At 74.2% G+C, this 22,546-nt stretch carries 20 protein-coding genes; 13 read left to right on the forward strand and 7 right to left on the reverse strand.

Annotated features, from left to right (window positions below; all coding sequences use genetic code 11):
* Positions 1-44: 44 nt before the first annotated feature.
* Positions 45-440: a hypothetical protein gene (locus tag ACZ5DC_RS05130; RefSeq protein WP_468649489.1), complete on the reverse strand. Its 396-nt coding sequence runs from the start codon at positions 438-440 to the stop codon at positions 45-47.
* A 453-nt stretch (positions 441-893) separates the two neighbouring features.
* On the opposite strand from ACZ5DC_RS05130, the gene ACZ5DC_RS05135 reads away from it, so the two are divergent.
* Positions 894-1,067 (forward strand): hypothetical protein, encoded by a 174-nt coding sequence (locus ACZ5DC_RS05135; RefSeq protein WP_319148262.1) that lies wholly within the window; start codon positions 894-896, stop codon positions 1,065-1,067.
* 233 nt (positions 1,068-1,300) lie between these two features.
* Here ACZ5DC_RS05135 and ACZ5DC_RS05140 read toward each other — a convergent pair whose 3' ends face one another.
* Positions 1,301-2,674, reverse strand: coding sequence for an amidase (locus ACZ5DC_RS05140; RefSeq protein WP_468649491.1), 1,374 nt, complete (start codon positions 2,672-2,674; stop codon positions 1,301-1,303).
* A 177-nt stretch (positions 2,675-2,851) separates the two neighbouring features.
* Between ACZ5DC_RS05140 and ACZ5DC_RS05145 the strand changes: the two genes are divergently transcribed.
* Complete coding sequence (locus ACZ5DC_RS05145; protein WP_468649493.1) at positions 2,852-4,888, forward strand: endo-beta-N-acetylglucosaminidase; 2,037 nt, start codon at positions 2,852-2,854, stop codon at positions 4,886-4,888.
* A 94-nt stretch (positions 4,889-4,982) separates the two neighbouring features.
* Here the strand turns inward: ACZ5DC_RS05145 and ACZ5DC_RS05150 are convergent, their stop codons facing one another.
* Positions 4,983-5,684: a FadR/GntR family transcriptional regulator gene (locus ACZ5DC_RS05150; RefSeq protein ID WP_468649495.1), complete on the reverse strand. Its 702-nt coding sequence runs from the start codon at positions 5,682-5,684 to the stop codon at positions 4,983-4,985.
* A gap of 163 nt (positions 5,685-5,847) precedes the next feature.
* Between ACZ5DC_RS05150 and ACZ5DC_RS05155 the strand changes: the two genes are divergently transcribed.
* The 8 genes from ACZ5DC_RS05155 to ACZ5DC_RS05190 are packed head-to-tail and all read left to right on the forward strand — an operon-like array spanning position 5,848 to position 13,723.
* Positions 5,848-6,912 (forward strand): sugar ABC transporter substrate-binding protein, encoded by a 1,065-nt coding sequence (locus tag ACZ5DC_RS05155; RefSeq protein WP_468649497.1) that lies wholly within the window; start codon positions 5,848-5,850, stop codon positions 6,910-6,912.
* Positions 6,909-8,447 carry a sugar ABC transporter ATP-binding protein gene (locus ACZ5DC_RS05160; RefSeq protein ID WP_468649499.1) on the forward strand — a complete coding sequence of 513 codons (1,539 nt, stop codon included), beginning with the start codon at positions 6,909-6,911 and terminating at the stop codon, positions 8,445-8,447. Before ACZ5DC_RS05155 ends, ACZ5DC_RS05160 begins: the two co-directional genes overlap by 4 nt.
* A complete protein-coding gene (locus ACZ5DC_RS05165; protein WP_468649501.1) occupies positions 8,440-9,465 on the forward strand; it encodes an ABC transporter permease in 1,026 nt (341 codons plus the stop codon). Before ACZ5DC_RS05160 ends, ACZ5DC_RS05165 begins: the two co-directional genes overlap by 8 nt.
* On the forward strand, positions 9,465-10,841 hold the full coding sequence (locus tag ACZ5DC_RS05170; protein WP_468649503.1) for an L-fuconate dehydratase: 1,377 nt from the start codon (positions 9,465-9,467) through the stop codon (positions 10,839-10,841). Before ACZ5DC_RS05165 ends, ACZ5DC_RS05170 begins: the two co-directional genes overlap by 1 nt.
* Positions 10,838-11,611: an SDR family NAD(P)-dependent oxidoreductase gene (locus tag ACZ5DC_RS05175; protein WP_468649505.1), complete on the forward strand. Its 774-nt coding sequence runs from the start codon at positions 10,838-10,840 to the stop codon at positions 11,609-11,611. The genes ACZ5DC_RS05170 and ACZ5DC_RS05175 overlap by 4 nt, the downstream gene beginning before the upstream one ends.
* Entirely contained in the window at positions 11,608-12,576 is a 969-nt protein-coding gene (locus tag ACZ5DC_RS05180) for an aldo/keto reductase (RefSeq protein ID WP_468649507.1), read from the forward strand. Before ACZ5DC_RS05175 ends, ACZ5DC_RS05180 begins: the two co-directional genes overlap by 4 nt.
* Complete coding sequence (locus ACZ5DC_RS05185) at positions 12,573-12,887, forward strand: L-rhamnose mutarotase (RefSeq protein ID WP_468649509.1); 315 nt, start codon at positions 12,573-12,575, stop codon at positions 12,885-12,887. The genes ACZ5DC_RS05180 and ACZ5DC_RS05185 overlap by 4 nt, the downstream gene beginning before the upstream one ends.
* Entirely contained in the window at positions 12,884-13,723 is an 840-nt protein-coding gene (locus tag ACZ5DC_RS05190) for an amidohydrolase family protein (RefSeq protein WP_468649511.1), read from the forward strand. Before ACZ5DC_RS05185 ends, ACZ5DC_RS05190 begins: the two co-directional genes overlap by 4 nt.
* Here ACZ5DC_RS05190 and ACZ5DC_RS05195 read toward each other — a convergent pair.
* Positions 13,711-15,132 (reverse strand): lipase maturation factor family protein, encoded by a 1,422-nt coding sequence (locus ACZ5DC_RS05195; RefSeq protein WP_468649940.1) that lies wholly within the window; start codon positions 15,130-15,132, stop codon positions 13,711-13,713. The genes ACZ5DC_RS05190 and ACZ5DC_RS05195 overlap by 13 nt on opposite strands.
* 127 nt (positions 15,133-15,259) lie before the next feature.
* Between ACZ5DC_RS05195 and ACZ5DC_RS05200 the strand changes: the two genes are divergently transcribed.
* The 3 genes from ACZ5DC_RS05200 (at position 15,260) to ACZ5DC_RS05210 (ending at position 20,252) form a co-directional block, all read left to right on the forward strand.
* Positions 15,260-16,561 carry a DUF6777 domain-containing protein gene (locus tag ACZ5DC_RS05200; protein WP_468649513.1) on the forward strand — a complete coding sequence of 434 codons (1,302 nt, stop codon included), beginning with the start codon at positions 15,260-15,262 and terminating at the stop codon, positions 16,559-16,561.
* Between the two features lie 702 nt (positions 16,562-17,263).
* Positions 17,264-19,330: a SpoIIE family protein phosphatase gene (locus ACZ5DC_RS05205; protein WP_468649515.1), complete on the forward strand. Its 2,067-nt coding sequence runs from the start codon at positions 17,264-17,266 to the stop codon at positions 19,328-19,330.
* A gap of 58 nt (positions 19,331-19,388) precedes the next feature.
* Positions 19,389-20,252, forward strand: a complete 864-nt coding sequence (locus tag ACZ5DC_RS05210) for an Fpg/Nei family DNA glycosylase (protein ID WP_468649517.1) — start codon at positions 19,389-19,391, stop codon at positions 20,250-20,252.
* 76 nt (positions 20,253-20,328) lie between these two features.
* Here the strand turns inward: ACZ5DC_RS05210 and ACZ5DC_RS05215 are convergent, their stop codons facing one another.
* The 3 genes from ACZ5DC_RS05215 to ACZ5DC_RS05225 form a co-directional block, all read right to left on the reverse strand.
* Complete coding sequence (locus tag ACZ5DC_RS05215; protein ID WP_468649519.1) at positions 20,329-20,982, reverse strand: zf-HC2 domain-containing protein; 654 nt, start codon at positions 20,980-20,982, stop codon at positions 20,329-20,331.
* A 150-nt stretch (positions 20,983-21,132) separates the two neighbouring features.
* Entirely contained in the window at positions 21,133-21,648 is a 516-nt protein-coding gene (locus ACZ5DC_RS05220) for a hypothetical protein (protein WP_468649521.1), read from the reverse strand.
* 150 nt (positions 21,649-21,798) lie between these two features.
* A complete protein-coding gene (locus ACZ5DC_RS05225) occupies positions 21,799-22,347 on the reverse strand; it encodes a sigma-70 family RNA polymerase sigma factor (protein ID WP_468649523.1) in 549 nt (182 codons plus the stop codon).
* Positions 22,348-22,546: the final 199 nt, after the last annotated feature.

Raw genomic sequence — 22,546 nt, forward strand, 5'->3', positions numbered from 1 at the left:
CGGGTCACGGCCCCGGCGCGCGAGCCACGGCGGCCGCCGCGCCCTCAGTCGACGGCGCCGAGCCGCGTGTAGCGGGCCGCGACCAGTTCCAGCACCGTGCGCCAGTCCTCCAGCACGCCCGCGTCGAAGCCGGCCGTGCGGCTCTCCTCGCCGGCCTGGCGCAGCCGCAGCGCATCGTCGTCCGCCGGGTCCGCGTCACCCCGGACCAGCCGGGACACCCGTTCCCCGAGCAGGGCGCGCACCGCCTCGGCCGCGCCGCGCGCCCCGGCCGCCTCGTCCCCCGGGCAGAGCACCGGCCCGATGCCCCGCACCAGCCCCGCCACCTGCAGTTCCTTGTCGGCGGGACGGCTGCGGCGCAGCAGCGCGGCGGTGCGCAGCGCCTGCCGGGGCCGCCCGGCGTGCAGCAGATCCATCAGCTCCTCGACACTGCGCAGTTCCATGCGCCAGCCCTTCCGCGAGACAGCCGTTGCGGCGTCAGCAGAACATGACGAGCTTGCCGCCGGGCCAACAGCACTTGAAGGGGTGTACGTTCCTGTAGGCCACACGGGTGATTCGGCGTGTCCTCCGCGTAAGCGGAATGTTTCGGAAGGTCACATCTTGGGGGGTATTGAGAAGCGGGAGGAAGTGCATCGGTTACAGGTTGTTTGCACTCCCTATCGAGCGGATGCCCGCTCATTTGGTTAGTCTGGAGCCGACGGACACCAGCACCGGGGTTCCACCCACACCCACCGTCCGTCCTGGGGCGAGCCGGCGGACACCGGCCTGCTCTGACAGAGGAACCGGCGCCACCGCGTCCGAACTGGCCTTCCATCCAGACCTGAGCGGGCGTCGAGCACCGGAGCGCAGACTGTCCGGTACGCCCCGAGGGTGACCCGACACATAAGGAGTGCGCGGTGACACCGGAGAAGACGAATCGCGAGCAGCGCCCCAAGGAACACACGGAGCGCGGGGGCCGCCGGCCCGGAGAACTCGGCAGCCTCGACGTGTGGGCCCGGTCCGCCCCGATCCGCCTCGCGGGTTACGAGGACGACCTCGCCGAGCCCCACATCCTGCCGAGCGTGGACTGACCTCCGGGCCGGTCCCGTCGCGATCGCCGCCCGCGTGGGCGTGACAGACGCACGCCCATGCGGACCGCCGAGGCCGCGGCCCGCACACCGCCGCCGCTCCGGCCGCCCGAGCCACGGGCACAGTTCCTGATCCGGACGCCCGCACACCTCGGCCGCCGCGCACCTCACACACCGCCCGCCGATCCGGCTCCCGCGCGCCTCGGTGGGCCGTCGCCGGTCCGGTTCACCGCGCATCACCCCCCGGATGCCGGTCCCTCGTCCGCCTCCGCCACCGGAGCCGTCCGCCGCCACGGGGCCAGCTCCTCCAACTCCCGCGCCAGGTCCAGCAGGACGGCCTCCGTGCCCGGCCGGCCCACCAGCTGTACGGCGCAGGGGGCGCCCGAGGGCAGGGCGCCGGCCGGCACGGACATCGCGGGCCAGCCCGTCAGGTTCCACGGCGGGGTGAAGGGCGAGTAGGCGGTGTCGGCCAGGACGTTGCGCAGCCAGCCGCGCTCGTGCCACGGCCCGGCCTGCGGAGAGCGGCGGGCGAGGGCCGGGGTGAGCAGCACGTCGTACTCGGTGAGGAACGGCGTCAGCCGGGCGCGCAGCCGCTCGCGCGCCTCGCCGGTGCGCACCGGCCGGACGAACCGGCGGCCCACGGCCGCGTGCACCCGGGTCCGGCGGGCCAGCCGCGCCCGGTCCAGGCCCTGGGCGTCCACCGCCGTGCCCGCCGTCCAGTGCTGGAGCGCGGTCACGCCCAGGGAGAGCGGGTACGGCGGCTCGGCCCGCCGCACCTGGTGCCCCGCCCGGGCCAGCGTCCCGGCCGCCTGCCGGACCGCGGCCGTATACGACCGGTTCACGCTCACCCCGGCGAGCGGACTGCGCAGGCCGACGGCGATCTTCCGGCGCGTTCCCTCCCGCGGCCGGACGAACTCCGTGTCCGCGAGGACCGCCAGCATCAGCCGCAGGTCCTCGACCGTCGTGGCCAGCGGGCCGTTCTCCGACATGCCGAACCAGTCGCCGTCGCCGATCCCCGCCGGCACCACCCCGTGCCCCGGCTTCAGGGTGACCAGACCGCAGTTCGCGGCCGGGATGCGCAGCGAGCCCATCCCGTCGTTGCCCAGCGCGAGCGGCACGAGCCCCGCGGCCACCGCCGCCGCGCTGCCCCCGGAGGAGCCGCCGGCCGTGCGGGCGAGGTCCCAGGGATTGCGGGCGGTGCCGTACGGCCCCTCCGTGGTGCCGAAGACGCACAGTTCGGGCACGTTCGTCAGCCCGACGACCACCGCGCCCGCCGCCCGCAGCCGGGCCACCGTGACATGGTCCTCGGCGGCCGGGCCGTCCGGGGTGGCGGCGGAGCCGTTGCGGCACGACTCACCGCGCACCGCGAGATTGTCCTTCACCGCCAACGGCACGCCGGCGAGCGGCAGTCCGGCCAGACCGGCACGGGACGCCAGCTCGTCGGCCTCGGCGAGCGCCGCCTGGGCCCGGACCTTCCGGAACGCTCCGATCCGGCCGTCGAGCCGCTCGATCCGCGCGAGGTGCCCGGCCACCACCTCCCTCGGCGTCACCCGCTTCTCGCGGACGGCGGCGGCGATCTCGGTGGCACTCCGGCCGGCCCAGCTGCTCACGGGCGCTCCTCGTTACTCCTCGGTACGGAAGACGGGCAGGGAGAACTGTGCCGGTTGCGGGGGCCGCGCGTCGAGAGGCCGTGCACCGTCATTGACTTCCACCGATGGCCCCGACAACGATGTCACGGCGCAGTCGTCGCAGCAGCTACGTCCCGTCCCCCCTGGAGGCCTCCGCTCGTGAACCCCACCCGACGCACGGTCCTGATCGCCGCCGGTGCCGCCGCCCTGACCCCCGCGCTGTCGGTGCCGTCCGCGCAGGCGGCCCCGCGAGCCGCCGCCGCGACCCCGCCGTACGCCTCCTACTGGTACCCGGACACGCTGCCCGCCGGCAGCCCCGGCCCCGGCATCACCTGGCGCAGCCTGAAGAGCTGGCGCGCGGCCGACGACGCCGACCTCGCCTTCAACGCCGCCTCCATACCGCTCGCCGCCCGCTTCACCCCCGTCCCGGCGAACACCACCGCCCGCTCCGGACAGGCCCGCGTCCAGGCCCTGGTCTCCTTCGGACCCACCTCCGCCAACCCCTCCCAGGGCTCGGCCACCGCCGACTACTACGCCCTGACCCACTGGGCGTACATCGACGAGCTGGTGTTCTGGGGCGGCTCGGCCGGCGAGGGCCTGATCCTCGCGCCGAACGCCCCCGTCGTGGACGCGGCCCACCGGCACGGCGTCCCCGTCCTCGGGAACATCTTCCTGCCGCCGGTGGCCTACGGCGGACAGCTCCAGTGGACCCGGGACCTGGTGCAGAAGGACGCCACCGGCCACTACCCGCTCGCCGCGCAACTCGTCGCGGTCGCCGCGGCCTACGGCTTCGACGGCTGGTTCGTCAACGCCGAGACCAGCGGCGGCAACACCGCGCTGGGCACGGCCATGCTGGGTTTCCTCAAGGAGCTGAAGGCGCTCGCGGCGGCCAAGGGGCAGCGCGTGACGTGGTACGACGCGATGACCGTGAACGGCACGGTCAGCTGGCAGGGCGCCCTGAACAGCCAGAACCAGGCGTTCTTCCAGGCCGCCGACGACATGTTCGTGGACTTCCGGTGGAGCGCGGCCACGCTCGCCGCCTCCGGCACGAAGGCGGACCAGCTGGGCCGCAGCCGCTATGACCTGTGGGCGGGCGTCGACGTCGAGTCGAACGGGTCCGGCACGTCGGTGGACTGGGACGCGATCGTGCCGGCCGGCAAGGCGCACGTCACGTCGATCGGCTTCTACCGGCCCGAGTGGACCCGCAACCACCTGCCCGCCGACCAGCGTGCCCCCGAGGACTTCCACGCGGCCGACGACCGCTTCTGGACGGGGCGGTCACTGGATCCGTCGCGGCCCGACCCGAGCGATCCGTGGCGGGCGCCCGCGGTGTCCGTGGCGGACCGGTCGACGGTGACCTCGGTGCCGTTCGCGAGCGTGTTCAACACCGGGCACGGACTGCGGTGGTACGAGGAGGGGGCCGTCACCTCGGAGGCGCCCTGGAACCACCTCGGGCTCCAGGACCGGCTGCCGTCGCGGCGGTGGGCGGTGCGCACGGCGGGGCAGCGGCCGGCCGTCTCCTTCGACTTCGCCGACGCCTGGCGGGGCGGCAGCAGCCTGCTGGTCGCGGGTGAACTGGATCAACCAGCGGTAGTGGACCTGTACGCGACACGGCTGGCGATCGGTGTGAACACGGTTGTCGAGCTGATCTCCCGGAGCGAGGAGGGGGAGGTGACGGTCGAGCTGGCGGTGGCGACGGCCGAGCCGAGCGGGCCCGGGGCGACCCCGCCCTACACCTATCTGCCTGTGAACCCGGTCAACAACGCAGTCCGCGTCCGGTCGGTCAACGGCTGGCAGACCGTGACCGTACCGCTCACAGGACTGTCCGGTACCGTCCGCGCGCTCGGCGTACGGCTCACCGCGACCGGGGGCCCGGTCCGCTGGCGCCTGGGCGGCCTCGCCGTACGCGACACGGTCACGACACCCGCCGCCCCCTCCGGCGCCCGCGTCACCGCGGCGAACGGCGGCGACCTCCGCCTCGCCTGGACCGCCGCCCCCGGCGCCGTCCGCCACTACACCCTCCACCGCCTTCTGTCCGACGGCACCCGCCGCTTCCTCGGCGCCACCGGTCAGCGCGCCTACTTCGTCGCCGGCCAGCGGCCCGAGCAGGGCGAGACGGCCGCACGGTTCGAACTGCGGGCGGTGGGGGAGCTGTACAACGCCTCGGCACCGGTGATCGTGACCCACCCCTGGTAGCCATCCGGAACCGAGGTCGGACCGCGGGGAGCGCGGCCGGCCCGCGGGGGCGGAACCGTTCCGGGTACCGCCTCCGCCACGGCCGTCGTCGCCGCTACCCGCCGAGCTGGGTCCGCAGCCACTCCTCCACCTCGCCCACGTGGGCCGCTGCCGCCGCCCGGGCCGCTTCCGGGTCGTGGGCGGCGAGGGCGCGGTGGATGGCGGCGTGTTCGCGGCGGGTGCGGGCGAAGGCGCCCTCCTCCTCGTAGCCGCGCCAGACGCGGGCGCGGAAGGTGCGTGAGGACAGGCCGTCGAGGATGGCGGCCATGGCCTCGTTGCCGGCGGCGGACGCGATCTCGCGGTGGAAGGCGAGGTCGTGGGCGAGGATCTCCTCGGGGTCGTCGGTGGCGTTCATGGCCGCCAAATGCTTCTCCACGGCGGCCAGTTGGCCGTCCGTGATGCGCGCGGCGGCCAGGGCGGTCGCCGTCGACTCCAGGATCCGGCGCACCTCGAGGAGTTCCACCAGACGCGGGCCCCGGGACAGGTCGGCGACCACCCCGAAGGTCTCCAGCAGGTCCCCGGCCTCCAGCGCGGTGACGTAGATCCCGGACCCGTGCCGCGCCTCCAGGACGCCCATGACCGTCAGCGCGCGGATCGCCTCCCGCATCGAGCTGCGGGAGATGCCGAGCCGGGCGGCGAGTTCCCGCTCGGTGGGCAGCCGCTGGCCCGGCTCCAGCCGGCCCTCGGCGATCATCGCCTTGATCTCCTCGATGGCGCGCTGGGTCACCGTGCCCTTCTGCGGGGCCGCCTCGTCCACGCCACTCCTCCAGTCACCGGGTGCGTCGCAGTCTAGCCAGCCGAGTGGTCCGACCACTATGCGTCCGCAGCGGGGATTTTCGCTGCACGAGGGTGTTCCGGCGCCTGAGTGGTCTGATAAGTATGCGGTCGTCGCTCGAACCCCCTCGACGAGGAGCCGCGAGATGCCCGCCAGCACAGTGAGCAAACGCAGCAGGTCCCGGATCACCGGCGCGGCGGCCCTGGCCGTCGGCGCCTCGCTCGTGCTCGCCGCCTGCGGCAGCACCAAGGACACCGCGAGCGCGGGAAGCGGCGGCACCGGCAAGGTCGGCGTGATCCTGCCGCTGCTGACCTCGCCGTTCTGGCAGTCGTACAACGACTACGTGCCCAAGATGGCCAAGTCCGAGGGCGTCGAGGTGCTGAAGACGGTCAACTCCAACAGCGACCCCTCGCAGCAGATCACCGACATCGACAACGAACTCACCCAGGGCGTCAAGGGGCTGGTCGTCGCCCCGCTGGACAGCGCCGCCGTCCAGGCCGGACTCGACCAGGCCGAACGCAAGGGCGTGCCGGTCGTCGCCGTGGACGTGGCGCCCGACAAGGGCAAGGTCGCCATGGTGGTGCGCGCCGACAACGTCGCCTACGGCAAGAAGGCCTGCGACTACCTCGGGCAGCACGTGAGCAGCGGCAAGGTCGTGCAGATCATGGGCGACCTGGCCTCGGTCAACGGGCGCGACCGCTCCGAGGCGTTCCGCTCCTGTGTGAAGGAGAAGTACCCGAGGCTCAAGGTGCTGGAGATCCCCGCCAAGTGGGAGTCCGACACCGCCGCCGCCAAGCTCGACACCCTCCTCAACGCCAACCCCGACATCAAGGGCATCTACCTCCAGGCGGGCGGTGTCTACCTCGCGCCGACCCTGCAGACCCTGAAGTCGAAGAACATGCTCAAGGCGGCCGGCCAGAAGGGGCACATCGCGATCGTCTCCAACGACGGCATCCCGCAGGAGTACGAGGCCATCCGCAAGGGCCAGATCGACGCCACCGTCTCCCAGCCGGCCGACGCCTACGCCAAGTACGGCCTGTACTACATCAAGGCGGCGATGGAGGGGAAGAAGTTCCGGCCCGGCCCGACCGACCACGACTCCACGATCGTCAAGCTGCCCAGCGGCATCCTGGAGGACCAGCTGCCCGCCCCGCTGGTCACCAAGGACAACGTCGACGACCCCGAGCTGTGGGGCAACACGGTCCGATGAGCCACGGTCCGCACAGCCTCCGCCCGGTGACCACCCCGCCCACCGGCGCCACGCCCCTGGTCGAAGCGGAGGACGTCGTCAAGCGGTACGGCCCCACGGTCGCCCTCGCCGACGGCCGGCTCACCGTGCTGCCCGGCGAGTCCCACGCCCTCGTCGGGCGCAACGGCGCCGGCAAGTCCACCCTGGTGAACATCCTCACCGGTCTCCAGGCCCCGGACGCGGGCACCGTCCGCTTCGACGGCGAGGCAGCGCCCCCGCTCGCCGACCGGGACGCCTGGCGCCGCAAGGTCGCCTGCGTGTACCAGAAGCCCACCGTCGTACCGGAGCTGACGGTCGCGGAGAACCTCTTCCTCAACCGGCAGCCGCGGGCACGGGGGCTGATCAGCTGGCGGCGGCTGCGCGCCGGGGCCGCCGACCTCCTCGCCACCTGGGACGTCCGCGTCGACCCGGAGGCCCGAACCGCCGACCTCAAGGTCGAGGACCGCCAGATGGTGGAGATCGCCCGCGCGCTGAGCTTCGGCGCCCGGTTCATCGTGCTGGACGAACCCACCGCCCAGCTCGACAAGCGGGAGATCGAGCGGCTGTTCGACCGGATGCGGGCGCTCCAGGACTCCGGGGTGACCTTCCTGTTCATCTCGCACCACCTGCAAGAGGTCTACGAGGTCTGCCAGACCGTCACCGTGCTGCGCGACGCCCGCTGGATCACGACGGCCCCCGTCGCCGAGCTGCCCAGGGCGGCCCTGGTGGAGGCCATGGCGGGGGAGTCGGTCACCGAGCGGGCGCGGCCGCGCGCCACGACGACCGGCGCCGCCCCGGTCGTGCTCGACGTGCGCGGCCTGACCTCCACCGCGTACGACGGCATCGACCTCACCGTCCGCCGCGGTGAGGTGCTGGGACTCGCCGGGACCAGCGGCAGCGGCAAGACCGAGCTGGCCGAGACCCTCGCCGGACTGCACACCCCGGCCGCCGGCTCGGCCCTGCTGCAAGGAGAGCCGCTGCCGTTCGGCGACGTGCGGGCGGCGCTGGACGCGGGCGTCGGCTGGGTGCCCCGAGACCGGCACGAGCAGGGCCTGGTCCCCGGCATGACCGTCGGCGACAACACCACCCTGAGCGTCCTGGACCGGCTCGGCCGCTTCGGATTCGTCGGCACCGCCCGCAGGAGCGGCTTCGCCACCGAGCTGATCGACCGCCTCGACATCCGCACCGAGGGCCCCGGACAGCCCGTCTCCGACCTGTCCGGAGGCAACGCGCAGAAGGTCGTCATGGCCCGCGCCCTGGCCTCCGACCCCCGCCTGCTCGTCCTGATCAACCCGACGGCCGGCGTCGACGTGAAGTCCAAGGAGTCCCTGCTGGCCCGCGTGGACAGCGCCCGCGAGGACGGCACGGCCGTGCTCGTCGTCTCCGACGAACTCGACGACCTGCGGCGCTGCGACCGCGTCCTCGTCCTCTTCCACGGCCGCATCGTCGCCGAACACCCGGCCGGCTGGCGCGACCACGAGCTGATCGCCTCCATCGAAGGAGTGGACCATGGCTGACACCAAGGCCCCGCCGCTCACCTCGCCCCGCCTGCCCGACCAGCGGGCCGCCCGGGCCGTGCTGCTCCGCCGCGCCCGGGAGCTCGCCCTCGTGCCGGCCCTGTTGCTGCTCATGGTGCTGGGCGCGGTGGTCAACGACTCGTTCCTCACCGAGCGGAACCTGATCTCGATCCTGGGCGCCTCGGCCGCCCTCGCCATGGTGGTGCTCGCCGAGTCGCTGGTGCTCATCACCGGCAAGTTCGACCTGTCCCTGGAGTCGGTCGTCGGCATCGCGCCCGCCGTCGGGGCGCTCCTCGTCCTGCCCTCGGCGCAGGCCGGCTGGGGCACCGGCTTCCCGGCGCCGGCCGCCCTGCTCGCGATCCTCGTCGCGGGCGCGGCCGTCGGCGCCTTCAACGGCGTCCTGGTCGTGAAGTTCAAGCTCAACGCGTTCATCGTGACCCTGGCGATGCTCATCGTGCTGCGCGGGCTGCTGGTCGGCGCCACCAAGGGCAAGACCCTGTTCGGCATGCCCGACAGCTTCTCCTCGCTGGCCACCACCACCTTCCTCGACGTCCCGATGTCGGTGTGGCTCGCCGCCGTCGCCTTCGCCGTCACCGGAGGCGTGCTGAAGTACCACCGCATCGGCCGCGCCCTGTACGCCATCGGCGGCAACGCGGAGGCCGCCCGCGCCGCGGGCATCCGCGTGGACCGCGTGATGCTCGGGGTGTTCGTCGTCGCCGGGGTCCTCGCCTCCGTCGGCGGCATCATGCAGACCGGCTATGTCGGCGCGATCAGCGCCAACCAGGGCCAGAACATGATCTTCACCGTGTTCGCGGCGGCGGTGATCGGCGGCATCAGCCTGGACGGCGGCAAGGGCACCATGTTCGGCGCCCTGACCGGCGTCCTCCTCCTGGGCGTCGTGCAGAACCTGCTCACCCTCGCCCAGGTGCCGTCGTTCTGGATCCAGGCCATCTACGGCGGCATCATCCTCGTCGCCCTGATGATCGCCCGTGTCACCACGGGCCGCGCCCAGGACTGATGAACCGTCACCTCCCCTCGGCAGAAAGGGCATCCGTGTCCGACGCTCCCGCCCGCGTCATCGCGGTCGACACCCACGACATCCGTTTCCCCACCTCGCGCGAGCTGGACGGCTCCGACGCGATGAACCCGGACCCCGACTACTCGGCGGCCTACGTCGTCCTGCGCACCGACGCCGCCGACGGGCTGGAAGGACACGGATTCACCTTCACCATCGGGCGGGGCAACGACGTCCAGGTCGCCGCGATCGACGCGCTGCGGGGCCATGTGCTGGGCCGCGACGTCGAGGAACTGTGCGCCGACCCCGGCTCGCTCTTCCGGGACCTGATCGCCGACAGCCAGCTGCGCTGGCTCGGCCCCGAGAAGGGCGTCATGCACATGGCGATCGGGGCCGTCGTCAACGCCGCCTGGGACCTCGCCGCCCGGCGGGCCGGCAAGCCCCTGTGGCGGCTGCTCGCCGACGCCGAACCCGAGTGGCTGGTCCGGCAGATCGACTTCCGCTACATCACCGACGCCCTCACCCCCGAGGAGGCCCTCGACCTGCTCAGACGCGGCCGAGCGGGTGCCGAGGAACGCCGGGCCCGGCTCCTGGAGCGCGGCTTCCCCGCCTACACCACCTCCCCGGGCTGGCTCGGCTACGACGACGACAAGCTCGGCCGGCTCGCCGCCCGGGCCGTCGCCGACGGCTTCCGGCAGATCAAGCTGAAGGTCGGCGCCGACCTCGACGACGACATCCGCCGCTGTAGGGCAGCCCGCGCCGTCGTCGGACCGGAGATCCGCCTGGCGATCGACGCCAACCAGCGCTGGAACGTGGACGAGGCGATCCGCTGGACCAACGCCCTGGCCGAGTTCGACCCGTACTGGATCGAGGAGCCCACCAGCCCCGACGACGTCCTCGGCCACGCCGCCATCCGCCGCGCGGTCACCCCCGTGAAGGTCGCCACCGGTGAACACGTGCAGAACCGGATCGTGTTCAAGCAGATGCTCCAGGCCGGCGCCCTCGACATCGTGCAGATCGACGCGGCCCGCGTCGGCGGGGTCAACGAGAACCTCGCCATCCTGCTCCTCGCCGCCAAGTTCGGCGTCCCCGTCTGCCCGCACGCGGGCGGGGTCGGCCTGTGCGAACTCGTCCAGCACCTGTCGATGTTCGACTACCTGGCCGTCTCCGGCAGCACCGAGGACCGCGTCATCGAGTACGTCGACCACCTCCACGAGCACTTCGTCACCCCGGTCGTCATCCGCGACGGCCACTACACGGCACCCACCGCGCCCGGCTTCTCCGCCGCCCTGCGCCCGGAGTCCCTCGCGCGGTACACGTACCCCGGCGGCGCCTACTGGGCCGCCGACCCCGACACCCGGAAGGATGCAGCCGCATGAGCGACTTCGCGGGACTGAGGGCCCTGGTGACCGGCGGCGCGTCCGGCATCGGCCGGGCCACCGCCGACCTCCTCACCGCCCGCGGCGCCCGGGTCGCGGTCCTCGACCTCGACCCGTCCGCGATCGGGAAGCCCCTCCTCGGGGTGCGCGCCGACGTCACCGACGACGCCTCCGTGCGCACCGCCGTCCAGGACGCGGCCGAGGCGCTGGGCGGGCTCGACGTCCTCGTGAACAACGCGGGCATCGGCGCCCAGGGCACCGTCGAGGACAACGACGACGCCGAGTGGCGGCACGTCTTCGACGTCAACGTCCTCGGCATGGTCCGCACCGCCCGCGCCTGCCTGCCGTACCTGCGCCGCGCCGCCACCGCCCGGCCGGGCACCGCGGCCATCGTCAACACCTGCTCCATCGCGGCCACCGCCGGCCTGCCGCAGCGCGCCCTGTACAGCGCGACCAAGGGCGCCGTGTACTCCCTGACCCTCGCCATGGCCGCCGACCACGTCCTCGAGGGCATCCGCGTCAACTGCGTCAACCCCGGCACGGCGGACACCCCGTGGATCGGCCGGCTGCTGGACGCGGCCGAGGACCCGGCCGCCGAACGGGCCGCCCTGGAGGCCCGCCAGCCCACCGGCCGGCTGGTGGCCGCCGCCGAGGTCGCGGGCGCCATCGCCTACCTGGCCAGCCCCCTGTCCGGCGCCACCACCGGCACCGCCCTCGCCGTCGACGGCGGCATGCAGGGCCTCAGGCTGCGCCCGGCGGCGGACCGGTGACCCCCCTCGGCCGCGGCGGCGTCGACGTCACTTCCCTGGGCCTCGGCGCCGCCGCCCTCGGCAACCTCTACACCCCGGTCGGCGACGAGCAGGCCCACGCCACCGTGCGAGCGGCCTGGGAGCGCGGCATCCGCTACTTCGACACCGCCCCCCACTACGGCCTCGGGCTGTCCGAACGCCGCCTGGGCGCCGCCCTGCGGGAGTACGACCGCGCCGACTACACGCTCTCCACCAAGGTCGGCCGCCGCCTGGAACCGGCCGACGGCACCGGCGACGACCTGGCCAACGGCTTCGCCGTACCCGCCGGCCACCGCCGCGTCTGGGACTTCACCGCCGACGGCGTCCGCCGCACCCTGGAGGCGAGCCTGGAGCGCCTCGGCCTCGACCGGGTCGACGTCGTCTACCTCCACGACCCCGACGACCACGCCGAACAGGCCTTCCGCGAGGGCTACCCGGCGCTGGAGAAGCTCCGCGCGGAGGGCGTCGTGGGCGCCATCGGGGCGGGCATGAACCAGGCGGAGATGCTGACCCGGTTCGTCCGTGACACGGACGTGGACGTGGTGCTCTGCGCGGGCCGGTACACCCTGCTGGACCAGAGCGCGGCCGCCGAGCTGCTGCCCGAGGCCGTGCGACGCGGCGTGTCCGTGGTCGTCGGCGGCGCCTTCAACTCCGGCCTGCTGGCGGACCCGTCCCGTCACCCGACGTACGACTACACCCGGGCGCCCCGGGAGTTGCTGGACCGGGCCCTGCGGATCCAGGCGGTCGCCGAGCGCCACGGCACCACCCTGCGCGCCGCCGCCCTCGCCTTCTGCTCCGCCCACCCGGCCGTGGTGAGCGTCCTGGCCGGCGCCCGCTCGGCCGCCGAGGTCCACGACTGCGCCGACCAGTTCGCGACGCCGGTGCCGGACGCCTTCTGGCGGGAACTGCGCGCGACCGGCCTGCTGCCCCCGGAGGAACCGTCATGAGGGTCGCCCTGCACACCAGGGTCCGCGCGGACCGGATCGAGGAGTACGAGGCCGCCCACCGCGCGGTCCCGCAGGACCTCACCGACGCCATCCGCGCCGCGGGGGCCACCTCCTGGACCATCTGGCGATCGGGAACCGACCTCTTCCACGTCCTGGAGTGCGCGGACTACGCCCGTCTCCTCGCCGAGCTGGAACGGCTCCCGGTCAACGCGGCCTGGCAGACCCGGATGGCGGACCTGCTGGACGTGACGCACGACTACTCCGCCGACGGCGCGGCCGCGACCCTGCCCGTCGTGTGGGAGCTGCCGTGAGCGTCGACGCCCACCACCACGTCTGGGACCTCACCGTCCGCGACCAGGACTGGATCCGGGGACCCGCACTCCGGCCGCTGCGCCGGAACTTCACCGTCGCCGACCTCGAACCCCAGGCACGCGCCGTGGGGGTCGACCGCACCGTCCTCGTCCAGACCGTCACCGTGCCCGAGGAGACCCCCGAGTTCCTCGCCCTCGCCGCGGCCCACGACCTGATCGCCGGGGTCGTCGGCTGGACCGACCTCACCCGCCCCGGCATCGCCGACGAACTGGCCCGGCTGCGCGAGCTACCCGGCGGCTCCCATCTGAAGGGCATCCGGCACCAGGTGCAGGGCGAACCCGACCCCGAGTGGCTGCTGCGGCCCGACGTCCTGCGCGGCCTGGCCGCCGTGGCCGACGCCGGCCTGGTCTACGACCTCGTGGTCCAGCCCCACCAGCTCCCGGCCTGCGCGGCGGCGGCCCGGGCCCTGCCCCAGCTCACCTTCGTCCTCGACCACCTCGGCAAGCCGCCCATCGCCTCCGGGGAGCGCGCGTCCTGGGCCGCCGCCCTGCGCCGCCTCGCCGCCCTGCCCAACACCGTCGCCAAACTCTCCGGCCTGGTCACCGAGGCCGGCCCGGACACCCGGAACGCCGCGGGACTGCGCCCGTACGTCGACACCGCCCTGGACGCCTTCGGCCCCGCCCGGCTGATGGCCGGCTCCGACTGGCCGGTGTGCACCCTGGCCATGACGTACGCCGAGGTCCACGCGCTCACCCGGGAGGTGACGGCGGAGCTCGGCGAGGCGGAGCGCACGGCGCTGTTCGAGACCACCGCGAGCCGTGTCTACGACCTGTGAACCGCGCCCGCGAGCCGTGTCGGCGGCAGGTACTCCCGCACGAACGTCCGCTCCCAGCACGCCCCCGTCGCGCGCAGCTCCCGCCAGGTCGTGTACCGGTACCGGAACAGCCGGGCCCGGACATGGCGGGGCGGGGTGCCGGGCGGGAAGGGGGAGCGGCGCAGCAGCCGCAGCGTGTCCCGGTCGTTCTCCAGCAGGCGTTCCACCAGACCGCCGAACCACTCCCCGGCGTAGGCCGGTGACAGCGCCGCGAACCACATCAGCCAGTCCAGGCGCAGATGGTAGGGGGCGAACTGGCGCGGCCAGCGGCGCGGATCGCCGGGCTTGCCCTTGAAGACGTACTCCCGCCAGTCCGAGTCCGGGCGCGGGGTGTCGTCCAGCGTGCCCTCGACCACCACCTCGTAGCGGACCCGGCTGACGCTGCCGAACGCCCCGTAGGTGTTCACCAGGTGCAGCGGGTCGAAGGAGCGGTTCATCACCTGCCGGCGGGAGACCATGTTGACCACCGGGCGGTGGCTCAGGAAGAGCAGCAGCGCACCGACCGCCAGCACCAGCACCTCGTACCACAGCGGCGCCGGCGGCACCGGCGGCGCGGTCGCCGGCAGCCGGAGCGCGGACAGCGCCAGCACGATGGTGATCCAGTTCAGCCAGGAGAAGTTGCCGGAGAGCACCAGCCACAGCTGGGTGACGATCATCAGCGCGGCGGCGGCCGAGGCGATCGGCTGCGGGGTGAACAGCAGGACCGGTACGACCAGCTGGGTGACGTGGTTGGCGGCCACCTCCACCCGGTGCAGCGGCTTGGGCAGGTGGTGGAAGAACCAGCTCAGCGGGCCCGGCATCGGCTGGGTCTCGTGGTGGTAGTCCAGACAGGTCAGCCGCCGCCAGCAGGCGTCGCCCCGCACCTTGATCAGCCCGGCACCGAACTCCACCCGGAACAGGATCCAGCGCAGCAGGAACAGCACGACGACCGGCGGCGCCACCTCGCCGTTGCCGAGGAACGCGGCCAGGAAGCCCGTCTCCAGCAGCAGCGACTCCCAGCCGAAGGCGTACCACGTCTGGCCCACGTTGACGATCGACAGGTACAGCGCCCACGGCACCAGCCACAGCAGGATCCCGGCCCACAGCGGCAGCAGCGAGTCCGCCCCGGCCAGCAGGGCCGCCGACACCGCGCAGCCCGTCCAGGCGCAGGCCGCGAAGAAGCGGTCGGAGTAGTGCAGGTGGAACACGCTCGGGGCGTGCCGGAACCTCGCCCGCGCCAGGTACCGGGGGATCGGCAGCATCCCGCGCTCGCCCAGCAGGGCCCGGAACTGCAGGGCCGCCGTCAGGAACGCGACCAGGTACACGGCGGCCAGGGCCCGCTGGAAGACCAGCCGGCTCAGCCAGTAGCCGGGTGCGGTGAACCAGTCCACGGCCTGCACGCCCTCCTGTACGGCGACCCCGGCCGCCGGTGTCGTCACGGCGTTCCCCGAGTTGCCAGCCGAAGCCGGGCGATGCCAACAATAGGGCGTAATCACCCACAGTGATGCGGAGTGTGCGGTGCGGATACCCACCCGATCCATCGTCGCGGCCTGGGCGCTCTCGGTGGCGCTCCTCGCCGGGGGCTGCGCGGGCGCCGGTGTCAAGCAGACCAAGGCGGGCGAACTGGTCCTCCTCGAGGCCGCCACCGACCGGGGACCGGACCCGTTCACCGACTCCGCGGACACCGCCACCCGGCCGGAGTCACCCCGGGGCACCGCACGCGTCCAGCCCGGCGAGGCCGAGGCACCCCTGCGCGCGGCTCGTACCGTGTCCGGCGCCACCCCCGGCCTGTACCGGGGCACCCCGCGCGTCGCCGCCTGCGACGTCGAGCGGCACATCGAGAGCCTGGCGGCGGACGGGGCCAGGGCCGACGCCTTCGCCCAGGCGGCCGACGTCACCCGGTCGGCGCTCCCCGGCTACCTGCGCGGCCTGACCCCGGTCGTCCTGGGCGCCGACACCCGCGTCACCAACCACGCCTACCGCGACCGTGCGGCCGCCCGCTATCAGGCCGTGCTCCAGGCCGGCACCGCCGTCCTCGTCGACGAACGGGGCGTGCCCCGGGTGCGCTGCGCCTGCGGCAACCCGCTCACACCGCCCGCCCCGACGCGCGGCGGTGCCGGGGCCCGGGGCACCCCCTGGGCCGGCTACGAGCCGGACGAGGTGATCGTCGTGGCCCCGGCGCCCCGGGCCGTCACCAGCATCACCATCGTGGACCCCGCGACCCGCACCTGGACCGAGCGCCGGGTCGGCCCCGATGTCCGCCGGGACCGGGTCGTGTCCCCGCCCGCGCCGGCCGCGGCCAGCCCGGTGCCGTCCGGCTCCGCGGACGCCGGACCGTCCGTCACCAGCCGGCCCAGCCCGCGCGCCAGCGGCCCGGCCGCGCCGCAGTCCCCGTCCGGCTCCGCCGTGCCGGACGGCCGGGGCGATCGCCCGGACAGTGCCAGCGGGCTCGCGGACCGCGACACCGGGACGACGGCGCAGCAGCCGCCGCCCGCCGTGGACGCCCCCGATCCCGACCCCGTTCCCGATCCGGCCCGCGATCTCTCCCTCGACCTCACCGTGGACCCCTCGGACCGGGGTCCCTCCGATCCGGGCTCCTCCCGCCCGGACGGGTCCGCTCAGAAAGCCCCGGAGCGCGGTGCCTCCGACCCGGGCACCCCCGGCCCGGACACCTCCGCCGGCACCGGCCCGTCCCCCGTGCCCGGCCTGTCCGGCAGGGGTGGCCTGGTCCCGGGTGCCCCACCCACCGCCCGGTCCGGCATCGCCCCCGGCGCGCCCGGCACCGTGGACGCCCGTCCCGCGGCCGGGCCCGGCGGCTGAGCGCGGGCCGGTGCCCGTCGAGGCCCACCACCCACCGGCCGAGCGCGCGTGCCGGGCGCCCTGGCGGGGGTGGCCTGGTCCCGGATGCTCCGCCCGTCGTCCGGTCCGGCATCGCCCCCGGCGCGACCGGCGCCGTGGACGCCCGTCCCGTGGCCGGGCCCGGCGGCTGAGCGCGGGCCGGTGCCCGTCGAGGCCCGCCACCCACCGGCCCTTTCGCCGAGTGCACGTGCCGGGCCTCCCCGGCGGCGGCCTGGTCCCGGGTGCCCACCTACCGCCCGGTCCGGCATCGCCCCCGGCGCGCCCGGCACCATGGCCGTCCGCGGCCCGGCCGGACCCGGCGGCTGAGCGCGGGCCGGTGTCCGCCGAGGCCCGCCACCCACCGGCCGAGCGCGCGTGCCGGGCCCCCTGGCGGGGGCGGCCTGGTCCCGGATGCTCCGCCCGTCGTCCGGTCCGGCATCGCCCCCGGCGCGCCCGGCACCGTCGACGCCCGTCCCGCGGCCGGGCCCGGCGGCTGAGCGTGGGCCGGTGTTCGCCGAGGACCCCCACCGGCCCGTCCCGCGTGCCCAAGGTCCCCGGCCTCCACGACGGGGGCGGCCAAGGCCGGTGTCCGTCGAGGCCCACCACCCCCGGCCCCTCGCCCAGCGCACGTGTCCGGCCGCCGATCAAGTCGAAGAATCGGCCGGTTCCTGGCATGGTGGCCCCATGGCCGATCGGGGAGCGAGCGCCCCGTCACTCCCGGAGGACTGGCCCGCACACCCGGACCCGATCCTCGCGCTCAACCGCATGGGCAGTTTCGACTGGGACCTGGACGCCGGTCTGTTCCACATGGACGCCCAGGCCTTCGAGGTGTTCGACCTGCTGCCCGAGGAGTACGACGGGCGCCCGGAGACCCTGGCCGTGCGGGTGCCGCCGCCGGAGGCCGCCCGGCTCGACGCGGCGGTCGCCCGGGCGATCAAGGACGGCAGCGAGAACTACGGCGTCTACTTCCGCATCCGCTGCCGTGACGGCGCCATGCGCTGGACGCACACCCAGGGCTACATCCGGCGCGACGGCACCGGCCGCCCGCGCCGGGTCGTCGGCATCGTGCGCGACGCCACCGAGGAACTCGCCGACAGCGCGGCCCGCAGCCTCCGGGCCGCCCAGGACGAGGCGTTCAGGCAGCAGACCAGTGTCGTCCAGGTCATCTCCGCCGCGCTCGCCCACGCCCGCAGTGTCCAGGACGTCATCGACGTCCTGAAGGACGCGCACGGCATCCGCCACCTCGGCGCGGCCAGCCTGGTGATGGGGCTGGTGGAGGCGGGCCGGATCCGGCTGGTGGCCGAGGGACCGGTGGGCGCGTCCGTCCCCGGGACCCGGATCACCCGGATCGACGAGCCGTACCCGATGAGCGAGGTCGTCCGCACGCTAGGCCCCCGGTTCATCGAGTCGCCCGAGGAGTTCGCCGAGGGCTACCCGATCCTCTGGCCGCACCTCACCGGCCTGCACATCACCTCGGCCGCCTATCTGCCCCTGATCGCCCAGGCCCGCCCGATCGGCGCGATGGGCCTGCTCTACGACGACCGGCGCGGCTTCTCCGCCGAGGAGCGCGCCGTCCTCGTCGCGCTGGGCAGCAGCATCGCCCAGAGCCTCATGCGGGCCATGCTCTACGAACAGGAGAAGGACCTCGCCCAGGGCCTCCAGCAGGCCATGCTGCCCCGCACCATCCCCAGCGTCCCCGGCGCCGACGTCGCGGTCCGCTACCGCTCCGCGGCACTGGGCCGGGACATCGGCGGCGACTGGTACGACCTCATCCCGCTGCCCGGAGGCCGGGTCGGCGCGGTCATCGGGGACGTCCAGGGCCACGACACGCACGCGGCGGCCGTCATGGGCCAGTTGCGCATCGTGCTGCGCGCCTACGCCGCCGAGGGCCACCCCCCGGCCACCGTGATGGCCCGCGCCTCCGTCTTCCTGCACGAACTCGACACCGACCGCTTCGCCACCTGCCTGTACGCCGAGGCCGACCTGTCCACCGGTGTCGTCCAGGTGGTCCGCGCCGGCCACATCGACCCGCTGGTGCGGCACGGCGACGGCAGCTGCGCCCGGGTCGGCGTCGAGGGCGGACTGCCGCTCGGGCTGTCCGCCGAGTTCGGGCGGCTGGAGTACCCCGTCGCCACCCTCGAACTCGACCCGGGCCACACCCTGCTGCTGTGCACCGACGGGCTGGTCGAACAGCCCGGCGCCGACCTGGACGACGGCATGCGCGGCCTGGTGGCCCTCGTCCGCGACGGTCCCCGCGGGGTGCGCGACCTCGCCGACCGGCTGATCCAGCTGGCCGAGGAGCGGGGCGGCGACGACGACGTGGCCCTGCTCCTGCTGCACCGCCGCGGCCGGGAGACGACGCGGCCCGGCGGCCGGCTCCGGCAGCATGTGGCGCCCGGCGACCCGGAGGCCCTCACCCAGGCCCGGCACATGATCCAGGCCGCGGTCCGCGCCTGGGGCGCCCAGGAGCTCGCCGACGAGATCGAGCTGGTCGCCGGCGAGCTGATCACCAACGCGCTGATGCACACCGAGGGCTCCGCCATCGTCACCCTGCGGGCCCTGGACGGCGGCGACCGCAGGCTGCGCATCGAGGTCGAGGACGGCTCCAGCGCCCTGCCCCGGCGGCGCGACGCGGGCGAGATCGGCGTCTCCGGGCGCGGCCTGGTCCTCGTGGAACGGCTCTCCGACAGCTGGGGAGTGGAGGCGCGGGGCGGCGGCAAGGCGGTGTGGTGCGAGTTCCGGGTGCCGTAGCCACCGCGCCGGGCGTGACGGCGGGGGCGTTGCCGGTGCCGGGTGGCACTCTGGAGGTATGCCCGAACTGCCCGAGGTTGCAGCGCTGACGGACTTCCTCACCGAGCACCTGGTCGGACGGCGGGTGGTGCGGGTGCTGCCCGTGGCCGTCAGCGTCCTGAAGACCTACGACCCCCCGGTCACCGCCCTGGAGGGGGCCGGGGTGACGGCCGTGCGCCGGCACGGCAAGTTCCTGGACATCGAGACGGACCGCGGCCTGCACCTCGTGGTCCATCTGGCCCGCGCGGGCTGGTCGCAGTGGAGGGACCGGCTGCCGGACGGCCCGCCGAAGCCCGGCAAGGGCCCGCTGGCGCTGCGCGTGGCGCTGGAGACCGGCGAGGGCTTCGACCTGACCGAGGCCGGCACCCAGAAGCGCCTCGCCGTGTACGTCGTCCGCGACCCGGAGGACGTGCCCGGCATCGCCCGCCTGGGCCCGGATCCGCTCGCCGGCGACTTCGACGAGGACCGCTTCTCCGCCCTGCTGAAGGGCGAACGGCGGCAGCTGAAGGGCGCCCTGCGCGACCAGTCGCTGATCGCGGGGGTCGGCAACGCCTACAGCGACGAGATCCTGCACGCGGCGAAGATGTCCCCGTTCAAGCTGGCCGCCTCGCTCACGCCGGAGGAGACCCACCGGCTGTACGAGGCGCTGCGCGACACGCTCACGGAGGCGGTCGAGCGTTCCCGGGGCGTGGCCGCCGGGCGGCTGAAGGCGGAGAAGAAGAGCGGCCTGCGCGTCCACGGCCGCACCGGCGAGCCCTGCCCGGTGTGCGGCGACACCATCCGCGAGGTCTCCTTCAGCGACTCCTCGCTCCAGTACTGCCCCACCTGCCAGACGGGCGGCAAGCCCCTGGCCGACCGCCGGCTGTCCCGCCTGCTGAAATGAGCCCGGGGCCCGGCACCGGCCGAGGTGCCGGCGTCGTGAGGGCGGCGCCGGGGAGCACGGCAACGTTCCGGTGCGGTCACCGTGCCCGTACCGTGACCAGGTGTTTCCCGTCCGTCGTGCGGACCTCGAACCGGGCGATCTGGTCCGGGCGCAGCGCGGTGGCGCCCATGGCGGTGGTGGGCCGGGTGCCGCCGCCCGCGTTGGTCCAGCCCGCGACGACCTGTTCGGTGCCGTCGAGGCCGACCGCGACCAGCCGGCAGGCGTGTGCCCCGGAGCCGTCCCTGACCTCCAGCCGCAGATCGCTGCCGAAGTCCTCCTCCGCCGAGGTGACCCGTGCCCACACCCCGGTGTCCGGATCGGTCGCCGCTGCGACCTGCGCGGCCGCGTCCGTGTGCCCGGCGAACGCCACGATCCCGGGACCGGCCACGGCCAGCACCACGGAGGCGGCCAGGCCGTACAGCGTCCGGCGGCGCCGCGCCCGCCGCAGGCGCGCCAGCTCGCCGAGCAACCGGTCCAGCAGCCGGGGACCGGGCTGTGCCATGGGGTGCACGAAGCGCGGCGTGGCCCGGCGGTACAGCATCAACTGCCGGGTCGTGGCTCCGAACTCGGTCACGTGCGCCGCGCACCGAGGGCACTCCATGAGGTGGTCCTCGAAGCGGAAGGCCTCCGCCTCGTCCAGCACGCCGAGCGCGTACGCGCCGGCGTCGCGATGCCTTTCCAGGGACCTCATGCCGAATCCTCGTGCCGAAGGGTGGGGGAAGGGTTACTCCTTGCTCCCACCCGTACGCAGCCGGCCGCCGAATCACTCAAGCCACGCGCAGAATCGCGGCAAGGGATTCGGAGCGGCCCGGCCCGTGGATTGGTGTGAATTCCGGCGGGTTCAGAAGAGGTGGATCGCGAGGTGCCCGAGGGGCAGTCCGAGCCGCCAGGCCGGTGTCCACACCTTCGGTCCCTCGTCCTCCCCGGACACCGCTCCGCCGCCGGGCACGGCGTCCAGGTCCGGCGCGAGCAGTTCGGTCTCCTCCAGCCAGCGCCAGGCCTCCACCGCCAGTGCGAGGTCCGGACTGGGCGTGCCGGAGCCGGCCGCCCGCCCGGTCAGCTCGGCCAGGCGCTCGCGCACCCAGTCCTGCCACGGCTGGTCGTAGGCGGTCAGCGACAGCCAGTTCTCCAGCTGGGAGATCACCCGGATGCCGGACAGTTCCCCGTCGGTGTCGGACAGGAAGACGGTCAGCGCCAGCGCGTCCCGGCCGGCCCGGAACTCGAACGACGTCGGTGGCATCAGATCGCCGGTGCGCAGCAGCTCGTCGGCGATGTACTCGGCGTACAACCAGGCCATCGGAACGGCCAGTTCACCGCCGTCGGCGCCGTCCGTGCTCTCGTGCCCTCTGTGCAGCATCCCTTCCTGCCTTCCTCCGGTGCGTGCGCGTCGCCCGGGCCGCGTCGGGACCGCGGCCCCGGTGCCCGCAGGAACGCGGATGAGGACAGCCCATGCCCGAACGGGGGCCGCAGCAAGGCGCTTTACCGAGGTTTGACCCGGCTTCCGGTTTCACCGCAGGTCGGTCGCGTAGCCCGGAAGGCCCCGGCGCAGGGCGCGCAACGCGTAGTACGCGCGGGATTTCACGGTACCGGGTGGAATGCCCAGGGTCTGCGCCGCTTCCGCCACACTGGCCCCGCGGAAGTACACGAGTACCAGTACGTCACGGTGTTCCGGCGTGAGTGTCTTCACAGCCTCCCGGACGTCGAGCATCGCGGCGGCCCTTTCGGCGTGGTCGGCGGTGACCCGCGCGTTCTCGGGGACCGCGTCGCCGCTCTCGGGCGGTCGCGCCCGCCGGGCCCGCCGGGCGTCGATCGCGAGTCGCCGGGCCACGGTGAGCAGCCAGGGCCGTACGGAGTCGTAGCCGTCGGCGTGCAGCGCCTCCGGATGCTGCCAGGCGCGCACCAGTGTCTCCTGGACGAGGTCCTCGGCGCGCTGCCGGTCTCCGTCGCAGAGCCGGTACAGCAGGGCGAACAGGGGGCCGCCGTGCTCGCGCTGGAGCGCGGCCAGCTCGTGCTCGGCGGTCGTCGTCCCGGGGGTGAGTGAGGTTCCGGCCGTCATGGCCGTATGGCAGCGCAGGGCGCGGCCGGCGGACAGGGGGCGGATCCGGTCGTGCGACGGACGGTCGAACGCGTCGGTGAACGGTCGGACGAGCGGTACGGCGGGAACCGGGTGAGCGGTACGTCCGGACCCCGGACGGGCTAAGGACGGCTGTCGGGCTGTTTATCCGACTCATCAGATTCATACCCATATGCCCGTG

Source organism: Streptomyces sp. NPDC031445 (assembly GCF_055581365.1).